The organism is Streptomyces sp. NPDC101181, assembly GCF_044767975.1.
GTDB lineage: Bacteria > Actinomycetota > Actinomycetes > Streptomycetales > Streptomycetaceae > Streptomyces.
This window is the reverse complement of sequence record NZ_JBIWOX010000001.1, coordinates 168,899-187,957: the sequence shown is the minus strand read 5'-3', so window position 1 is coordinate 187,957 and position 19,059 is coordinate 168,899. Positions and strand designations below refer to the sequence as shown.

Here is a 19,059-nt window from a genome sequence, read left to right as displayed (position 1 = left end):
GGGCACCGGGAGCGGCGGGGGCCGAGGAGCGTCAGGCGCCCACGCTCACCGTGAAGCGGCGCGGGTTCCCGTCGTGCGCCGCGCCCGACACGTCGGGCTCGCCGTCGGGGCGGACGTCGTCGTAGGGGAACGCGTAGCCGATCGGGCTGTTCGCGTGGACCACCCGGGACCAGTGGTTGGTCACCTCGGTCTTGTAGTAGTCCGACGTCGACGTGCCGTTCGGCTGGCTCGGGTGGCTCAGCATGATCGAGCGGTTGAAGCCCGCCGCGAGCCGGGCCAGGATCGCCTTCTTCTCGTCGGAGTCGCCCGGGTTGTTGGTGAACGGACCGTGGTTGCAGGTGAAGATGTCCTTGGTCTCCGGCTTGGTGAAGGTGTGGCCGCCCTCGAAGGTCAGCGTGTCCCCGCTGACCCGGCCCGCCAGCGTGCCCCGGCCGCCCTGGAGGTCGATGCGCAGGTCCTCGGAGCTGTACTTCGCCCACACCTCGTCGATCTGCGCCTCGAACAGGCCCCGGAACGGCATCTCGGCGGGCCGGTCGAAGTACGGGGCCATGATGTTCTGCGGCGAGACGACCCGCAGCACCGCGCCGTCGTCGCCCCGGGTGATCAGCTTGTCCCAGGGCTGCCCGTCGGCGGCCGCCTGGGCGGTGAGGCCTTCCGCGATCCGCTCCACCGCGTCCTCCGGGTGCGGGGCCACGGTGTGCGTCCCGTCGCCCTCCAGCGTGATGCCGATCGGGAGGGCGGTGATCAGGTCCACGTAGCTGATGTTGGAGTACAGCTGCTCGGTGTTGAAGGTGAACTCGGCGAACGCCCAGGTCCGCCCGTAGTTCGGGTCCGTCGGCGTCGCGAAGGCGGGCTCCACCAGGGACGGGCCCGGGTTGAGGAAGAAGTCCAGCTTGTCGTCGCGGACGAAGTAGACCCGCGCCCCGTACATCTGCGGCAGGGTCAGCACGACCGGCGCCGCGCCCGCCGCGTTGAGCGGGATCGCGCAGTCGACGGGCAGCGGGGTCTCCGGGGCGCCCGGCGACTCGGGGCGGTAGACCTCGCCGTTCGGGCGCAGCAGCACCCAGCGGTCGGTTCCCAGCTCGCGGCCGGTCACATAGGCGTGCACCGAGCCCGGCAACGACTTGTTCTCCAGGGCCAGTTCACAGGTGGCCGGGGCCGCCGACGCGCGCGGCGAGAGGGCGGTGCCCCAGGCGGGGTACGTCAGCGCCGTGGCCGTGGCGGCGGCGCCGGTCAGGAACATGCGGCGTGAAATCACGAGAGAACTCCCGGTGTGTGGGGGCCGCAGGCCGGATGGTGGCGGAGGTGATGGGGGGATGCCGGACCGTGGGGGTGCCTGCGGTGCGCCCCACTCTCGCCAGCGCGGCGATGAGCGTCAAGACTTGTGACTGAGAGCGCTCTCAAAAATTACCGGTCTTCACAACTCGATATCCGCAAGTGGTACGTGACGGAACCAGGCGGGTGCGAACCGTGACCGCCGGTGTCCGTCTTGGACCAAGAGGTGAACGGTGCCCCGCTCTGACCCCCGCGCTCCCCACTTGGACTTAAGCACCGGGGTTGTTGGACGGAGTCGCCCCCCGCGGCCGCCATGCGTTGACGGTGTCCCGGCACGGCGACTACTCAGGGGCCATGTCGCCACGATTCCCCTCCGCCGGCCTGGTCGCCGTCGCCTCAGCCGCCGTCCTGGCGCTCGCGGGGACCGCCCTGCCCGCCGCAGCCGCCGACCCGTCCCCCGCACCGGCCGGGGCGGCGGAGCCCGGCGCCCCGGCCGCCACCATCGGCTCCGACCGGCTGACCGTCGCGGTCGCCGAGGACTTCCCGCGCGTCCTGTCCTACACCGACCGGGCGGGCGGACAGCGGCTCCTCGGCTCCACCCGGCCCGTCACCGCCGTCACCCTCAACGGCACGGCCCACCCGGTGAAGCTCAAGGGCGCGCCGAGGCTGACCGCCTCCACCGCCCGTTACACGCTGGCCTTCGACGGGCTCCCCGGCGTGGAGATCGACGCCTCGCTCACCGTCTCCGGCCGCACCACCACGTTCAGGGTGACCGCCGTCCGGGACACCGCCGCGTTCCGGGTGGGCACGATCGACATCCCCGGGCACGACCTGATCTCCGTCGGGTCCGCCGAGGCGGGGGCCGCCACCGCGTTCACCACGCTCGACCCCGACTCCACCCGGACCGCCGACCGGTTCGCCGAGGTCACCGCGGAGACCGAGCCCGACTCCGCGCCGGTCGGGGCCAGTTACGCGATCCTCAACACCGGCTCGCTGGCCGCCTCGATCGAGTCCAACTCCTCGTACGACAAGCCCTCCGGGCCCACCGGCGGCGACGACGCCCGCTTCTGGCACCAGGCCCGCACCGAGCAGGACGGCGGCGTCCGGGTCGGCGTCTGGTCCGGCCAGTGGACCTACCGGGGCGAGGGCGCCCCGAAGCCCGAGAGCGGCGAGAACCTGCCGTGGGCCAAGGTCGTCGTCACCCCCGACGCCAACGGGGACCGGGCCGTCGACTGGCAGGACGGGGCGATCGCCTTCCGGTCCATCGGCGTCACCGCCCCCGGCAGCGAGGACACCGCCAGGCGCGTCGTCACCCACATCCCGTTCAACTTCGCCAGCCAGGCCACCCACCCCTTCCTGCGCACCCTGGACGACGTCAAGCGGATCTCCAAGGCCACCGACGGCCTCGGCCAGCTCGCCGTCCTCAAGGGGTACGGCTCCGAGGGCCACGACTCCGCCCACCCGGACTACGGCGGCAACTACAACAAGCGCGCGGGCGGCCTGAAGGACCTCAACACCCTGCTCAAGGACGGCGGGAAGTGGGGCGCGGACTTCGGCGTCCACGTCAACGCCACCGAGTCCTACCCGGAGGCCAACGCCTTCTCCGAGCAGCTCGTCGACAGATCCAAGCCCGGCTGGAACTGGCTCAACCAGAGCTACTACATCGACCAGCGCCGCGACATCAACAGCGGCGACCTCGCCCGGCGCTTCCAGCAGTTGCGCGACGAGACCGACAAGAACCTCGACTTCCTCTACATCGACGTCTACTACTCCCACGGCTGGATCGCCGACAAGACGATCCAGGCCGTCCAGAAACAGGGCTGGACCGTCGGCACCGAGTGGTCCGACAAGTTCGAGCGCGCCTCGCTCTGGTCGCACTGGGCCAACGACCTCAACTACGGCGGGGCCACCAACAAGGGACTGAACTCGCAGATCATCCGGTTCATCCGCAACGGCGAGAAGGACATCTGGAACGACCACCCGGTCCTCGGCCAGAGCGCCCTGGAGGAGTTCGAGGGCTGGACCGGTGAGACCGACTGGAACGCCTTCACCGCCAACGTCTGGCAGAAGAACCTCCCCGCCAAGTACCTCCAGCAGCAGAGGATCACCCGCTGGAACGGCAACGACATCACCTTCACCGGCGGGGTGCGGGGCACGGTCGAGGACGGCCGGCGGACCTTCTACGAGCAGGGCCGCAAGGTGCTCAGCGGCACCGGCTACCTGCTGCCCTGGGACGGCGGCAAGAAGCTCTACCACTACAGCGAGACGGGTGGCACCAGCAGCTGGGAGGTGCCCGGCAAGGGCCCGTACACCGTCTACGAGCTGTCCGACAACGGGCGGAAGAAGACCGCCACCGTGCGTCCGGTGAACGGGCGGGTCACCCTCACCGCCACCGCGGGAGTGCCCTACGTCCTCTACCCCGACCGCGCCCCCCGCCAGACCCCGGCCGACTGGGGCCGGGGCACCGGGCTCAAGGACCCCGGCTTCAACGACCGTGCCCTGAACGGCTGGACGACGACCGGAACGGTCACCCGGGACACCGACGACCAGGGCCGCAACAGCGTCAAGCTCTCCGGCTCCCCGCGGGCCGCGCTCGCCCAGGACCTCACCGGTCTCCGGCCGGGCAAGCGCTACACCGCCTCCGCCCTCATCGAGGTGGAGCCCGGCCAGAGCCGCCGCACGACCCTCGGCGCGGGCGGGAGGACGGTCGCGGTCGACCGCTCCACCGCCAAGGACCAGCTCGCCGCCTCCGACTGGCACGGCACCTACTTCCAGCGCGCCAAGGTCACCTTCACCGCCCCCGCCAACGGCCGCACCCCCCTGCGGATCGAGGCGGCGGCGGGCTCCACGGCGTCCGTCCGCGCCGATGACGTACGGATCGTGGAGAACGCCCCCGCGACCCGGCCCGGCACGGTGGTCTACGAGGACTTCGAGGCCGTCGACCAGGGCTGGGGCCCCTTCCTCAAGGGCGACGCGGGCGGCTCCACCGACCCCCGCACCCACATCTCCCAGCGCAACGCCCCCTACACCCAGGCCGGCTGGAACGGGAAGCTGACCGACGACGTCCTCGGCGGAAAGGAGTCGCTGAAGTCGCACGAGGAGAACACCGGCCTCGTCCACCGGACCGCCCCCTGGACCGTCCCGATGAAGGACGGCCACCGCTACCGGGTGGAGTTCGCCTACCAGTCCAGCCACGCCGGGGCCTACAGCTGGGTCGACGGCTACGACCGGGTCAACGGCAGCGGGGCCGTCTCCACCGAGACCCGGTCCACCCCGATCGGGCAGCAGCGCACCACCGGCCACTTCCGCCAGACGCTCACCGCGGGCTGCGGCGACACCTGGACCGGGCTGCGCAAGCGGGCCGGGGCGCCGGCGGGCGCGGACTTCGTGCTCGACGACTTCACCGTCACCGACCTGGGCCCCGCCCCCGCCGGGGAGGAGGCCGTCTGCGGCACGCTCGACGTGGCCGCCGACGCGCAGACCCTGGAGCCGGGGGCCCCGAACACCGTGAAGGCGACCTTCGGCAACGACGAGGCGGGACCCGCCACCGACGTGAAGCTGGCGCTCGCCGTGCCCGAGGGGTGGAAGGCCGAGGCCGCGGGCCCGGTCGCCTTCGACACGGTCGCCCCGGGCGCGAAGGTCACCGGCAGCTGGCGGGTCACCCCACCGGCGGACGCCCCCCACGACACGTACACGCTGGACGCGAAGGCCACGTACACCGTCGAGGGCGCCGGGCGCACGCTCGGCGGGGGGACCGCCGTCCGCACGCTCCCGCCGCCGCCCGCGAAGGACAGCTGGGCGAGCGACCTGGAGTGGACGGCCTCGGAGAACGGCTGGGGGCCCGTCGAGCGCGACCGGTCCAACGGGGAGACGGGCACCGGCGACGGGAGTCCGCTGACCATCGGCGGGGTCACCTACGCCAAGGGGCTGGGCACCCACGCCCCGGCGACGGTCCGCTACTACCTGGGAGGGAAGTGCTCCTCCCTCACCGCCGAAGTGGGCGTGGACGACGTCCAGACCACCCGGGGGAGCGTGCGCTTCTCGGTCACCGCGGACGGCACGCGCACGGTGGTGTCGCCCGTCCTGGGCGTCGCCGACCCGGCCTGGAAGCTGACCGCCGACGTCACCGGCGCCCGCTACGTCGAGCTGATCGTCGACGACGCGGGCGACGGCAACGGCAACGACCACGCCGACTGGGGCAACGCCCGCTTCCACTGCGGGAGTTGACGAGCCCGGACGGTACGGGGGGAGGGGCTGTCACCGGAACGGAAGCGTCCGGTGACAGCCCCTTCGGGTGTCCGCGCCGGGGCGCCGGGCCATACTGGGGTGGGCCCCCGCGCGCCACGGCCGGGTGTGGCTCACCGCACACCGCCCCTTTGTGGAGACCTCACAACGGGAAGTGGCGTTCCGCTGGTGGATCGCCTGCACGGCGCAACGGTTCTGTTCACTCCCACCACGAAACCGAGCGGGAGACTGTACGGAGTCGACGGCACGATTTCTGGGTGCGGGTTCGTAGGGTCGGTACATGACCGTTGTGGACGAAACCCAGGGTGAGCCGAGCGACGCCCGAGGCCGGGTGGCAGAACTGCTGGCCCTGCGCGAGCAGGCGCGGCGCGGGCCGAGCGAGCGGGCGACCGCGGCGCAGCACGCCAAGGGCAAGCTGACCGCCCGGGAGCGGATCGAGCTGCTGCTGGACCCGGGCTCGTTCAAGGAGGTCGAGCAGCTGCGCCGGCACCGGGCGACCGGTTTCGGCCTGGAGGCCAAGAAGCCGTACACCGACGGTGTCATCACCGGCTGGGGCACGGTCGAGGGCCGTACGGTCTTCGTCTACGCGCACGACTTCCGGATCTTCGGCGGGGCGCTGGGCGAGGCGCACGCCGCCAAGATCCACAAGATCATGGACATGGCCATCTCGGCCGGTGCCCCGCTGGTCTCCCTGAACGACGGCGCGGGCGCCCGCATCCAGGAGGGCGTCTCTGCGCTCGCCGGATACGGCGGGATCTTCCAGCGCAACACGCGGGCCTCGGGTGTCATCCCGCAGATCTCGGTGATGCTCGGCCCGTGCGCGGGCGGCGCGGCCTACAGCCCCGCGCTCACCGACTTCGTCTTCATGGTCCGCGAGACCTCCCAGATGTTCATCACCGGACCGGACGTCGTGAAGGCGGTCACCGGCGAGGAGATCACCCAGAACGGCCTCGGCGGCGCCGACGTGCACGCCGAGACCTCGGGCGTCGCGCACTTCGCGTACGACGACGAGGAGACCTGCATCGCCGAGGTCCGCTACCTCATCGGGATGCTCCCCTCCAACAACCGCGAGAACCCGCCCACGGTCGACAGCGACGACCCGGCGGACCGCCGCGGCGACGTGCTCCTGGACCTGGTCCCGGCCGACGGCAACCGCCCGTACGACATGCACCAGGTGATCGAGGAGCTCGTCGACGACGGCGACTACCTGGAGATCCACGAGCGCTGGGCCCGCAACATCATCTGCGCGCTGGCCCGCCTGGACGGCCAGGTCGTCGGCATCGTCGCCAACCAGCCGCAGGCGCTCGCCGGGGTGCTGGACATCGAGGCGTCCGAGAAGGCCGCCCGCTTCGTCCAGATGTGCGACGCCTTCAACATCCCGATCATCACCCTCCTGGACGTCCCCGGCTTCCTCCCGGGCGTCGACCAGGAGCACGGTGGGATCATCCGCCACGGCGCGAAGCTCCTCTACGCCTACTGCAACGCCACCGTGCCGCGGATCTCGCTGATCCTGCGGAAGGCCTACGGAGGCGCGTACATCGTCATGGACAGCCAGTCCATCGGGGCCGACCTCACCTACGCCTGGCCCACCAACGAGATCGCCGTGATGGGCGCCGAGGGCGCGGCCAACGTCATCTTCCGCCGCCAGATCGCGGACGCCGAGGACCCCGAGGCCATGCGCACCCGCATGGTCAAGGAGTACAAGGCCGAGCTGATGCACCCCTACTACGCGGCCGAGCGCGGCTTGGTCGACGACGTCATCGACCCCGCCGAGACCCGCGAGGTGCTCATCGCCTCGCTCGCCATGCTCCGCAGCAAGCACGCCGACCTGCCGTCCCGCAAGCACGGCAACCCCCCGCAGTAGTCCACCGCCGCGGCGCGATCCGCCGCCCGGTCCACGACCTCCTGCCGAGAAGACGGAGACACCCCGCCATGAGCCTCACCTCCCCCGAGTCCGTCCTGCGCGTCGAGAAGGGTCACGCCGACCCCGAGGAGCTGGCCGCCATCACCGCCGTCCTGATGGCCCGCGCCGCCACCCAGCCCGCCGCCGCCCCCGCGCGCGGCCGCGACACCGCGGGCTGGCGCCGCCTGGAGCGCACCCCGGGCTTCCGCGCCCCGCACAGCTGGCAGGGCTGACCGCCCGAGGCCGGTCCCGTACGGCGAGAGGTCCCCGCACTCCTCAGGAGTGCGGGGACCTTTCGCGTGCGGGACGGGCGCGGGTCCTAGCGCAGGCGGGCCATCAGGGCGTGCTCGACCAGTGTGATGAGCGCGCTCTTGGCGTCGGCGCGGTGCCGGGCGTCCGTGGTCAGGATCGGGGTGTCCGGCCCGATCTGGAGGGCTTCGCGGACTTCGTCGGGGGTGTAGGGCTGGTGTCCGTCGAAGCCGTTGAGGGCGATGACGAAGGGGAGGCCGCTGTTTTCGAAGTAGTCGACGGCGGGGAAGCAGTCGGCGAGGCGGCGGGTGTCGACGAGGACGACGGCGCCGATGGCGCCGCGGACCAGGTCGTCCCACATGAACCAGAAGCGGTCCTGGCCGGGGGTGCCGAAGAGGTACAGGATCAGGTCCTGGTCCAGGGTGATGCGGCCGAAGTCCATGGCGACGGTGGTCGTCGTCTTGTCCCCGGTGTGGGTCAGGTCGTCGATGCCCGCCGAGGCGGAGGTCATCACGGCTTCGGTGCGCAGCGGGTTGATCTCCGACACGGCACCGACGAACGTGGTCTTGCCCACGCCGAAGCCCCCTGCCACCACGATCTTCGCCGAGGTAGTGGAGCGGGCCGCCCCGCCGCTAGAGCTTGCGAAGTCCACTGAGCACCCTTTCGAGCAGTGTCACGTCTGGCTGACCGCCGACGGCCTCGTCGCCGCCGGGCTGATGGATGGCGACGAGTCCGGCCTCGGCCAGGTCGGCGACGAGGATTCGGGCAACGCCGAGGGGGATCGAGAGAAGCGCCGAGACCTCGGCGACCGACTTGATCTCGATGCAGAGCCGGCAGATCCGCTGGTGCTCGGGCAACTGCCCTTGCAGCCGGGCCGGATCGGCCGTCGTGCTCACCAACGCCTCGATGGCGAGCTGGTAACGCGGCCGGGTCCGCCCGCCGGTCATGGCGTAGGGGCGGACCAGCGGGTTGTGTGCGGCGGGCTGCGGGTCCTCGGGGGCCGGTCGCTGCTGCACGGGCTGGACGCGGGGCTGCTGGGGTGCGTCGTACCGCTGAGGCTGCTGGGGCCAGCCGTGCCCCGGCTGCTGCGCGGGCCACTCGGACCCCGGTGCGCCCCAGGCGGCCTGCTGCGGCTGCTGGTACGGCTGGTGCCGGCCGGGACCCTGTCCGCCGGGCGCGGTGGGGAAGCCGAAACGGTTGTCACCGTGCTCACCCGGAACCCGCTGCTCACCGTCGTATGGGTGTCCGCCTGTGGGTGCTGCCACGTTTCCTCCTCCGACTGCCGGTCGCCGATCCCAGTGGGGCCGCGCCACCGCACCTTATGGCGCGGTGGCGAGAAACGCACTGTCTGTCTGCTAGTTAAGAAGACTTCCCTGAAGCTCGGCGCGGAGGTCCGGGGTGAGGACACTGCCCGCGCGGTCGACCAGAAGCGCCATCTCGTAACCGACCAGACCGATGTCGGCGTCCGGGTGGGCGAGCACGGCCAGTGAGGAACCGTCCGAGATGGACATGAGGAAGAGGAAGCCCCGATCCATCTCCACCACGGTCTGGTTCACGGCACCGCCCTCGAAGATCCGCGAGGCGCCCGCGGTCAGCGAGGTCAGACCGGAGGCGACGGCCGCCAACTGGTCGGCACGGTCACGCGGGAATCCATCGGACATCGCCAGCAGGAGTCCGTCGGCGGAGACCACCACCGTGTGGGACACCCCGGGGGTGTTGTCCACGAAGTTGGTGATCAACCAGTTCAGATTCTGCGCCGCCTGGCTCATCGGGCTCACACTAACGCTCCTGGTTGTAGGTGGTACTGCTGTCCGACCCCGCGCTGCGTCCCCGCTGGATCCCCCGCCGCAGGTTGCTCAACCTGCCGCGGACGTCCTCCGGGGCGCGGGAGACCTGTGGGCCGCCCTGCTGGGTCTGCTCCGCCGTGCCCTCGACCAGGTTGGCCTTGGGCACGCGCCGGGGGAGACCGGAGGGGGTGATGCCGCCCGCCTTCGGCTCACGGAGCTTCTCGGCCCGCTCCCAGCGCTCGTCGTTCGTCGAGCGCCAGTCGTCGGACCCGTCCCCGTCCGGCTGCGGAGCCTGCCGCTGTTCCTGTCGCGGCGGCCGCTGCTCGGCCGGAGCGGACCGGTCCCCGCCGCGGCCGCCGGGACCGGGCTGCCAGTGCTGCTGACCGCCGCGCCGCGGCAGACCGGCCTCGGTCAGTTCAGGGCCGACGGTCGGAGTGGATCCCGGATGGTCGAAGCCTACGCGTTCCGCGGGCTCCGCGGGAGCGCTCGGAAGAGATTCCGATTCCGCCGGGGCGGTCGGCTCGAAACCGTTCCGGAAACCGCTCTGAACAGGCCAATCGTCCTGGAGGGGCGAAGGCTGGGGAGCGTCCGTCGCAGCGGTGTACGCGTCGGCGTACCCGCCCTGGCCGCCGTCCGGACCGGCATATGCCGATGGCGCATAGCCATCACTCCCGGACGGCTGGTGTCCCGGGTGCTCCTGCTGCTGCGGATAGCCGTTTTGACCGTCGTACCCCTGCTGCCCGAAGGGCGCCGGGTAGGCCGCCTCCTGCTGCTGCCCGTACGGGTCCGGGCCGTAGCCCTGCTGCCCGCCGTACTGGTCCTGCCCGGCGTACGCCTCCGGCGCGTAACCCTGCTGCTCCTGGGTGTGGTCCCCGAACGCGCCGTTGCCGCCGGTCTGGGCCTCCAGCGCCGCCCTGCGCTCCTCGCGCATCAACGAGCGCCCGACCGGGTCCAGCTGCGCCGGATCCGCCGGGGTCTCGTAGCGCGAGTCGTCGAAGCCCAGCTCGGCCGCGGTGCGTATCGGGGTCTGCTGCGGGCTCTCGAAGGTGTGCTGCTGCTCGGGGATGATCGAGGAGACGGTGAAGTCGTTCCGGCCGGGGCCGGATTCGCCACCGCCACCGTGGGTGATCACCTCCGGCAGCATGACCAGCGAGGTGGTTCCGGCCTGCTCGCCCGAGGGGCGCAGCTGGACCCGGATGCCGTGCCGGTCGGCCAGCCGGCCCACCACGAACAGGCCCATGCGCTGCGACACCGCGGCGTCCACGGTCGGCGGGTTGGCCAGCTTGTGGTTGATGTCGGCGAAGTCCTCGGCGGTGAGACCGATGCCCTTGTCGTGGATCTCGACCATCACCCGGCCGTCCGGCAGCCGGGTCGCGGTGACCCGGACCTTGGTCTGCGGTGAGGAGAACGTGGTGGCGTTCTCCAGCAGCTCGGCCAGCAGATGCACGAGGTCGGTCACGGCCTGGCCGTGGATGTCGGCCTCCGGCACCCCGGACAGCTCGATGCGCTCGTAGGACTCCACCTCGGAGGAGGCGGCCCGCAACACGTCCACCAGCGGCACCGGCTGGTCCCAGCGGCGGCCGGGCTCCTCGCCCGCGAGCACGAGGAGGTTCTCGCCGTTGCGGCGCATCCGGGTGGCCAGGTGGTCCAGCTTGAAGAGGCTCTCCAGCTGGTCCGGGTCGGCCTCGTTGTTCTCCAGGCCGGTGATGAGGGTCAACTGGCCCTCGATCAGCGACTGGTTGCGGCGCGAGAGGTTCGTGAAGATCGCGTTGACGTTGCCCCGCAGCAGCGCCTGCTCGGCGGCGAGCCGGACGGCCTCGCGGTGCACCTGGTCGAAGGCGCGGGCGACCTCGCCGATCTCGTCCTGCGTGGTGATCGGGATCGGCTGCACCCGGGTGTCGACCCGGCCCGGGTCGGTGCGCGAGAGCTGGTCGACGAGGCTGGGCAGCCGCTGCTCGGCGATGGAGAAGGCGGCGGTACGCAGCCGGCGCATCGCGTGGCTCATCTGGCGGGCCATGAGCCCGGCCAGGATGAAGGCGGCCAGCAGCGCGACGACGACGATGAGACCGTTGACGACGGCGTCGGTCTTGGCGTCGGAGGAGATGTTCGCGGCCTCCTTCACCGCCTTGCCCACCAGCTCGTCCTCGACGGTGGCGTACCCCTCGTACTTGGCGGTGGCGGCGGCCATCCAGGTCTCGGGCGTGATGCCCTTCGCCGCGAGCGCCTCGGGGTCCTGGCCCTTGCCGATCTCCTGGGCCATGCCGTCGAAGACCGAGCCGTCGACGCTCGGCGGGGAGACGAAGGGATCGCCCGCGGCCTCGGCCCGGTCCTTGGCGGCCTTCAGCTGCCGGGCGCCCTCCTCCGCCTTGCCCGCCATGACCTGCTTCAGCCGGTCCACGTCGGCCTGGGTGCCGCCGGAGTTGAACTCGCCGAGGGCGATCTGCTCCAGGTAGTTGTACGAGCCGAACGCCTTGACCTGCTCGTCGAAGGTGCCGGGCTTCTTGCTCGGACGGACCAGCAGATGTGTGCCGATCGCGCGCTGAAGCGATTCTGCTGCCTTGGACAGCTCCAGCGCGTAGACGGTACGGCCGTAGCTGGTGACGTTGCCGGTGCCGAGGCCCAGTTCGTTGGCGAACTGCATCAGCGAGTGCTGGACCCGGGTGTAGCCCTCCTCGGTCTTCACCGGGTCCAGAGCGCCGGAGTAGGCGACCTTGCGCAGCTCGGGAAGTCCCGGCTCCTCGGCCTTGAAGAGCTGGAGGCGGCGTTGCAGCCCCGGCTTCGCGGGCATCCGCTCCACCGCGGCGTCGAAGTCCCTGGCGGCCTGGTCCGTGGTGGACCGCATCTGCTCGACGACATCGGCGCTCCGGTCACCCGAGAGCAGCGGCTGCGCTGTGAGGTCGCGCTCCTTCTGCAACGCCTGGCCGTACTCGGACGCCGCGCGTACGACGACCGCGATCTTCTCGGCCTCCTGCGCCTCGCTCCAGGTGTCGACGGACCCCTTCACCTCGAAGCCGCCCATGACCAGGCCGACCAGTACGGGGATCAGGAGGATCGCGTTCAGCCGGGTGGCCACCCGCCAGTTGCGCGGGGCCAGCCGGCTGGTGCTGCCGCGGGCCGGCTCCGGGTCGGGCGCACGGGCGGGTGACACCGCGGCGCGCGTCGGCGGGGTGAAGTTGCCCCGTTCGGGCTGTACCGCGGAGCCCTCGTTGCTTCGCCTCACTCGACCAACAACCTCTCGGCGTCGGCACCTACGGTGTGCCGGATTATTTCGTTCAGGAGCCGTACTACTCGGGAGTCGGACGCATTGCAGCACGGAGACGGGCCCCGTTCCAAACACTCGGAATGACTCATTCCGGGTGGCCGATTCCTCAGATAAATCGGGCATAAAGAATGAGCCCCACCAAAAGGCGGGGCTCATGTGAGCGCAGTGGCACCGAATGGATGCGTCGGGTGGTGGTGCGCGGGCAATTCTCTGTCGAAACGTTATGAACACGGGGGCGGATCGTGTCAAACGACACAGGCCGCCCCCGCGTGACTACCGCAACTTCCGTATACCGATAACGACTTATGCCTGGTGGACCGGCTACTTCAAGCGGGCCATCAGGGCGTGCTCGACCAGCGTGATCAACCCGCTCTTGGCGTCGGCGCGGTGCCGGGCGTCCGTCGTGATGATCGGGGCGTCGGGCCCGATCTGGAGGGCTTCGCGGACTTCGTCGGGGGTGTAGGGCTGGTGTCCGTCGAAGCCGTTGAGGGCGATGACGAAGGGGAGGCCGCTGTTTTCGAAGTAGTCGACGGCGGGGAAGCAGTCGGCGAGGCGGCGGGTGTCGACGAGGACGACGGCGCCGATGGCGCCGCGGACGAGGTCGTCCCACATGAACCAGAAGCGGTCCTGGCCGGGGGTGCCGAAGAGGTACAGGATCAGGTCCTGGTCCAGGGTGATGCGGCCGAAGTCCATGGCCACCGTCGTGGTGGTCTTGTCCCCGGTGTGGGTCAGGTCGTCGATGCCCGCGGACGCGGACGTCATGACGGCTTCGGTGCGCAGCGGGTTGATCTCCGACACGGCACCGACGAACGTGGTCTTGCCCACGCCGAAGCCCCCTGCCACCACGATCTTCGCCGAGGTGGTGGCGCGGCCCGTACCGCCGCTAGAGCTTGCGAAGTCCACTGAGCACCCTTTCGAGCAGTGTCACATCCGGCGCGCCGCCGGTCTCTCCGTTGCCCGGCTGGTGGATGGCCACCATGCCGGCTTCCGCCAGGTCCGCCACCAGGATCCGGGCGACGCCGAGCGGCATCGACAGCAGTGCCGACACCTCCGCCACCGACTTGACCTCACGGCAGAGGTGGCAGATCCGCTGGTGCTCGGGGAGCAGGGTCCCCAGGAGCGCCGGGTCTGCCGTCGTGCTGACCAGCGCCTCTATCGCGAGCTGGTAGCGCGGTCGGGTCCGGCCGCCGGTCATGGCGTACGGACGGACCAGCGGCTGGTCGCCCTCCCCGTCGTACGACGCGTGGTGCAGGGCGCCGTACGGATCAGGTGAGGCGGGTGGCGGGGTCATGAATCCTCCGGGCGTGACGACAGGTTCGCGGCTTGCCGTCTGCAAGGGGCCGGTGCGAGGGCTAAGTCGGCCTGACGGGTGAGGGTTGTGGGCATTACCTGAGGGGATCGTGTCGTGAAACCGCTGGACGGCCGTCTAGTGGAGCAGACTGCCTTGGAGTTCGGCGCGGAGGTCGGGCGTGAGGACGGTCCCCGCACGGTCGACCAGGAGCGCCATCTCGTAACCGACCAGACCGATGTCGGCGTCCGGGTGGGCGAGCACGGCCAGTGAGGAACCGTCGGAGATGGACATGAGGAAGAGGAATCCCCGCTCCATCTCCACCACCGTCTGACTCACGGCGCCGCCCTCGAAGATCCGGGACGCTCCGGCGGTCAGCGACGTGAGCCCGGAGGCCACGGCGGCGAGCTGGTCGGCGCGGTCGCGCGGGAATCCTTCGGACATCGCCAGCAGCAGGCCGTCCGCGGAGACCACCACCGTGTGGGACACCCCCGGGGTGTTGTCCACGAAGTTGGTGATCAGCCAGTTCAGATTCTGCGCGGCCTGACTCATGGGGCTCAACTAACGCTCCTGCTGGTGAGTGGGGCCGAGATGGAAACTGCCGGTCGACGGGCCGTTGTTGGCCTGCCGCCCCTGCTGGATGCCCCGACGGAGATTGGTCAGACGACCGCGTACGTCATCGGGCGCACGCGAAACCTGAGGTCCGGACTGGTGATTCTGCTGCTGGGCGGTCCCCGGTACCAAATTGGCGCGGGGAACCCGGCGGGGCAGCCCGGACGTGGTCACCCCGCCGGCGGCGGGCTTCTTCACCCGCTCGGCCTGCCGTACGAGTTCGTCGTTGGGCGAGGCACGCCAGGAGCTGGTGACCGGAGCCTGGTCACCACCCCGCTGAGGCAGCGGCGGAACCGGTGCGCCGCCCGGCTCGGCGACCGCGGGGGACTGCGGCTCGGCGGGGCGCTGACCGCCCTGGCCCGCGCCGTGGAACCAGTTGGTCTCCAGGGTGTCGTACAGCGGCGTACGGCCGTCCCCGGGACCGGCGGGCGGCAGGGCCTCCGGCAGCTCGGGGCGGCGCGGCGCACCGAAGCCGTCGCCGTTCGAGCCCTGCTGACGCGGCGCGGGCAGCTGCTGGTCCTGCTGGTAGGAGCCCGGTCCCTGCTGGTACTGGTTCTGCTGGAGCGGGGCGCCGAAGTCGGGCCGCGCGAACTGCGCGGTGCTCGCCGGGTCCTCGCCCCGCGGAGCCTGCTGCGGGTAGGAGCCGCCCTGCGGCCCCCCGGGAGCCGAGAAGTCGGGCCGGGCGAACTCGGCGGTGGCGCCCGGACCCTGACGGTCGTCCAGCGGCTGCCGCTGGTCGTGGTCGCCCTGGTGGCCGAAGCCCTGGCCGGGGCCGGGGCCCGCGGGTCCCGGCCCGAACGGCACGGTCGTCCGGTGCTCGTCGTGGCCGCGCGGCGCGTCGGCGCCCCAGCTCGTGGCCTCCGGACGCTGCGGCTGCGGGCTGCCCCCGGGCAGCTCGGCACGCGGACCTCCGGTCGGCGGGAGCTGACGGCCGGGGCCGCCGGGCTGCTGGAAGCCGCCCTGCTCCTGACGGGACGGGAGGGGCCCCGGGTAGTTCTGCGGCGCGCCCGGACCCTGCTGGTCGGCCCGGACCGGCTGCTGGGCCTGCTGGTTCTGCTGGTTCTGCGGGGCGAACTGGTTCGTCCGGCCGCTCTGCCCGGCCGGGGCCGGAGCGGCGTGACCGAACAGGTTCGGCTGGACCGCGTCGCCACGCCCCTGATCGCCCTGAGCACCGTTGCGGGCGCCGAGCCGGGCACTGTTGCCGAAGGCACCGGCGAGGCCGCCGCCCTGGCGCTGCGGCTCCTGGCCCTGGGCCGGGAAGTCCCCGAAGGCGCCGTTGCCCGGCTGACCGCCGCCCGCTGAGCTGTCGCGGGAGGGCAGCGCCGCCCGGGGTCCCGAGCCCGCGCCGACCTGGCCGCGCTGGCCGCCGGGCCCGGAGCCGAGGCCCTTGGCGCCCGGTCCTCCGGGTCCGCCGCCGAGGCCCGCGCGCTGGCCGTTGCCGTTGCCGTTCCCGGCGAGCAGACCGCCCGGGGCGCCGGACGTGCCGGGGCCCTGCTTGGAGGGCGGCTGCTTGCCGCCGTGCGCGACGTCGACGGGCAGCATGACCAGGGCCGTCGTGCCCCCGGAGTCGGACGGCCGCAGCTGGATGCGGATGCCGTGGCGCAGCGACAGCCGGCCGACCACGAACAGGCCCATGCGGCGGGAGACCGAGACGTCCACGGTCGGCGGCTGCGCGAGCCGCTCGTTGATCGCGGCGAGGTCCTCGGGGGAGAGGCCGATGCCGGTGTCGTGGATCTCGACGAGGACCCGGCCGTCGGGCAGCGCGTGACCGGTGACCTTGACCTTCGTCTGCGGCGAGGAGAACGAGGTGGCGTTCTCCAGCAGCTCGGCGAGCAGGTGCACGAGGTCGTTGACGACGCGCCCGGCGACCTCGGTGGCGGGCACCGCGGACAGCTCGATGCGCTCGTACTGCTCCACCTCGGAGGCGGCGGCGCGGAGCACGTCGACCAGGGGGACGGGACGGGTCCACCGGCGGCCGGGCTCCTCGCCCGCGAGGACGAGGAGGTTCTCGCCGTTCCGGCGCATACGGGTCGCGAGGTGGTCGAGCTTGAAGAGCGAGGACAGCTGGTCCGGGTCGGCCTCGCGGGACTCCAGCTCGGAGATGAGCGAGAGCTGGCGCTGGATGAGGCCCTGGGAGCGGCGCGAGAGGTTGGTGAACATCGCGTTGACGTTGCCCCGCAGCAGGGCCTGCTCGGCGGCGAGCCGGACGGCCTCGCGGTGCACGTCGTCGAAGGCCGCGGCCACCTTGCCGATCTCGTCCCGGGAGTGCACACCGACCGACTCGACGGAGGTGTCGACGTCCTGAGGGTCGGTCTCGGAGAGCTGCTTGACCAGCTCGGGCAGCCGGTCCTGGGCGACCCGGGTGGCGGTGTCCTGGAGGCGGCGCAGCGAGCGGATCATGGAGCGGGCCACCACGAAGGCGCCGACGAGCGAGACGCCGAGCACGATGAGGATGACCGCACCGTTGATGATCGCGTCGCGCTGGGAGGCCTGCCGCAGCTCACGGGCCTTGGCCTCCATGTCGCTGAGGAGGGTGGCCTCGATGGTCTCCATGGCCTTGATCTTGATGGTGCTCTGGTCGTACCAGTCCAGGTAGGAGCGGACCTGCTTGCCCTCGATGCCGTTGGTGGTCGACAGGACGCGCTTGGCGTACATGTTCCCGGCGTTGATCTCCGGGTTGCCGTTGTCCAGGGACCGCATCAGCTCTTCGGCGCTCTGGCCGGTGGTCCCGTAGATCGTCTTGAACGCCCGTATCGCGCGGGCTTCCTTCTGGAGCGCGCCGTCACCGAACTGCCGGTCGTTCGGGTTGAGGTGCGGCTCCTTGACCGATCCGCCGGGCAGGGCCGCGGCGATGATCGCGCGCTGCACCGAGGCGTACTCCTTGGCCGAGGAGAACGCGGCCAGGGCCCGGGTCCGCTTGATCATGTCCGGGTTGCTGGTGGCCTGCGCCATGTCCTGCGAGAGGCTCAGCAGCGAGGTGATCAGCTGGCTGTACTGGTCGACGGTGTTGAGGCTCGGCGCGCCCTCTTCGTACGCCGTCTTGCGGATCGTGCGGATGGTGCCGAGCTGGGAGGCGATCGAGGAGATGCTCGCGTGGATGCCCTCCAGCGCCTCGTCGCCCTGGACGTCGCCGATCGCGTCGGTCTCGTTCAGGAAGGCGTCACCGGCCCGGTCGGTGTTCTCCCGGGGGCCGCTGACCTTGTAGTCGGTCGCCTTGGACTTGTTGGACAGCGGACCGGCGGACTGGTCGCGCTCCTCCTGGAGCGCCTGGGCGAGGTTGGTCGCCTGCTTGGTCATCTTCGTCAGCAGCTGCATGTGCTCCAGCTGCTGCATGTCGTTCATCGACTCCTGGATCCGCAGACCGCCGAGGCTGGTCGCGGCGACCACCGGGAGGGCGAGGAGCGAGACGAGGCGCGTGCTGATGCGCCAGTTGCGCAGCGCCATCCGCGAGCCGGTGTCGACCGGGCCGCCGGCGGGCGCGGGCGTCTTCGGCTCCGCGGCTTCACCCGGCGTGGAGGCCGGGCGCTGCGCGCGGTCACCGCTGTCGCCGGCGCCGCCCGGCCCGGGGTTCTGGGCGTGCTGGGGCGAGGATCCGCGGTCGGTGCCGCCGCGCGGCTCCTGTTCCGCCGGAGCGCTGCCATCCCTCTTGAAACGTCCCTGCACTAGCGTCGCAACCTCTGGACCAGGCGTTCCCCCCGCGCGAACGGACAGAACGGTGTCGGCGTCGTGGGGCGCTGGACGCGCCCCCTTGGTGGTCGTTGAGCGACCGGCGAACTTCCCCTCCCGCCGCCGCTCGGCGCTGCGTCGCGCCCCTGCGCGCCGGTCACGAGACCCGCGGCGGTGCGAGGAATTCCAGCACAGTGCAGGATCTCCAACAAGGCCCATGTACCGGGCTGTGACCTGGGTGACACGGTGTGATGACCGAGTAACCAGCAGTGGAGAGTGATCGTGGGTAAAGCGGACTATTGCGGATGAGTCTCGGAGGGGTGGGGGGTGTCCCAGTCGCGATGATCGGGAGCGGAATGGTGGATTCAGTGGTGCAATGTCCGTTTTCACGGGCATGATCCACTGCCCGGAATGAGTCAATTGTCGATTACTTCGTGAGCAAACTCACATGATGATCGTCGCCTCGTCCCGGCTCCGGCGGGGAATCGGATGTTTAGCCTGACGCTTTACAGGGATGGCGTATCCGACAAGCCGGCGCCGCCGACGCGGCGCCCTCACCGAACAGGGTCCTGACGGCAGATGAAGACGACGACGATGTTCCGCAACATTGCCAACCCCCGGCGCACCACGCTGGCGCACCTCAAGGACGCCGACGCGCTGGGCGCGCCCCTGGCGCCGGAGCACGCCGCCGACCTGCCCAACGTGACGGCCAACCCCCGCCGCACCATCCTCATGGAAGCCCCGGTCGCGACCACCCCGTGACCAGCGTCGC

General features: G+C 71.2%; 13 protein-coding genes. 4 read left to right on the top strand and 9 right to left on the bottom strand.

The window, feature by feature from the left end; translation table 11 throughout:
* Positions 1–31: 31 nt before the first annotated feature.
* Positions 32–1,243, bottom strand: a complete 1,212-nt coding sequence (locus ACIRRU_RS00820) for a glycoside hydrolase family 64 protein (protein ID WP_363201031.1) — start codon at positions 1,241–1,243, stop codon at positions 32–34.
* Positions 1,244–1,629: 386 nt separating this feature from the next.
* Between ACIRRU_RS00820 and ACIRRU_RS00815 the strand changes: the two genes are divergently transcribed.
* From ACIRRU_RS00815 to ACIRRU_RS00805, 3 genes are all read left to right on the top strand, one after another.
* A complete protein-coding gene (locus tag ACIRRU_RS00815) occupies positions 1,630–5,502 on the top strand; it encodes an endo-alpha-N-acetylgalactosaminidase family protein (protein ID WP_403674471.1) in 3,873 nt (1,290 codons plus the stop codon).
* Positions 5,503–5,800: 298 nt separating this feature from the next.
* Positions 5,801–7,384 (top strand): acyl-CoA carboxylase subunit beta, encoded by a 1,584-nt coding sequence (locus tag ACIRRU_RS00810; protein WP_403674468.1) that lies wholly within the window; start codon positions 5,801–5,803, stop codon positions 7,382–7,384.
* A gap of 68 nt (positions 7,385–7,452) precedes the next feature.
* On the top strand, positions 7,453–7,656 hold the full coding sequence (locus ACIRRU_RS00805) for an acyl-CoA carboxylase subunit epsilon (RefSeq protein WP_403674465.1): 204 nt from the start codon (positions 7,453–7,455) through the stop codon (positions 7,654–7,656).
* 86 nt (positions 7,657–7,742) lie between these two features.
* Here the strand turns inward: ACIRRU_RS00805 and ACIRRU_RS00800 are convergent, their stop codons facing one another.
* The 8 genes from ACIRRU_RS00800 to ACIRRU_RS00765 all read right to left on the bottom strand — a co-directional run bounded on the left by ACIRRU_RS00800 (position 7,743) and on the right by ACIRRU_RS00765 (position 18,284).
* Positions 7,743–8,324, bottom strand: coding sequence for an ATP/GTP-binding protein (locus ACIRRU_RS00800; protein WP_014048542.1), 582 nt, complete (start codon positions 8,322–8,324; stop codon positions 7,743–7,745).
* Complete coding sequence (locus ACIRRU_RS00795) at positions 8,305–8,937, bottom strand: DUF742 domain-containing protein (protein ID WP_403674462.1); 633 nt, start codon at positions 8,935–8,937, stop codon at positions 8,305–8,307. The genes ACIRRU_RS00800 and ACIRRU_RS00795 overlap by 20 nt, the downstream gene beginning before the upstream one ends.
* 90 nt (positions 8,938–9,027) lie before the next feature.
* Positions 9,028–9,441, bottom strand: coding sequence for a roadblock/LC7 domain-containing protein (locus ACIRRU_RS00790; RefSeq protein WP_363205347.1), 414 nt, complete (start codon positions 9,439–9,441; stop codon positions 9,028–9,030).
* 10 nt (positions 9,442–9,451) lie between these two features.
* Entirely contained in the window at positions 9,452–12,679 is a 3,228-nt protein-coding gene (locus ACIRRU_RS00785) for a nitrate- and nitrite sensing domain-containing protein (RefSeq protein WP_403674459.1), read from the bottom strand.
* Positions 12,680–13,042: 363 nt separating this feature from the next.
* Positions 13,043–13,624 (bottom strand): ATP/GTP-binding protein, encoded by a 582-nt coding sequence (locus ACIRRU_RS00780; RefSeq protein ID WP_003966011.1) that lies wholly within the window; start codon positions 13,622–13,624, stop codon positions 13,043–13,045.
* Positions 13,605–14,012 (bottom strand): DUF742 domain-containing protein, encoded by a 408-nt coding sequence (locus ACIRRU_RS00775; RefSeq protein WP_363205196.1) that lies wholly within the window; start codon positions 14,010–14,012, stop codon positions 13,605–13,607. Before ACIRRU_RS00775 ends, ACIRRU_RS00780 begins: the two co-directional genes overlap by 20 nt.
* Positions 14,013–14,147: 135 nt before the next feature.
* Positions 14,148–14,561, bottom strand: a complete 414-nt coding sequence (locus ACIRRU_RS00770) for a roadblock/LC7 domain-containing protein (protein WP_006127850.1) — start codon at positions 14,559–14,561, stop codon at positions 14,148–14,150.
* Between the two features lie 9 nt (positions 14,562–14,570).
* On the bottom strand, positions 14,571–18,284 hold the full coding sequence (locus tag ACIRRU_RS00765; RefSeq protein ID WP_403674457.1) for a nitrate- and nitrite sensing domain-containing protein: 3,714 nt from the start codon (positions 18,282–18,284) through the stop codon (positions 14,571–14,573).
* 582 nt (positions 18,285–18,866) lie between these two features.
* On the opposite strand from ACIRRU_RS00765, the gene ACIRRU_RS00760 reads away from it, so the two are divergent.
* Positions 18,867–19,049 carry a hypothetical protein gene (locus tag ACIRRU_RS00760; protein WP_363205198.1) on the top strand — a complete coding sequence of 61 codons (183 nt, stop codon included), beginning with the start codon at positions 18,867–18,869 and terminating at the stop codon, positions 19,047–19,049.
* The last annotated feature ends 10 nt before the right edge of the window (positions 19,050–19,059 follow it).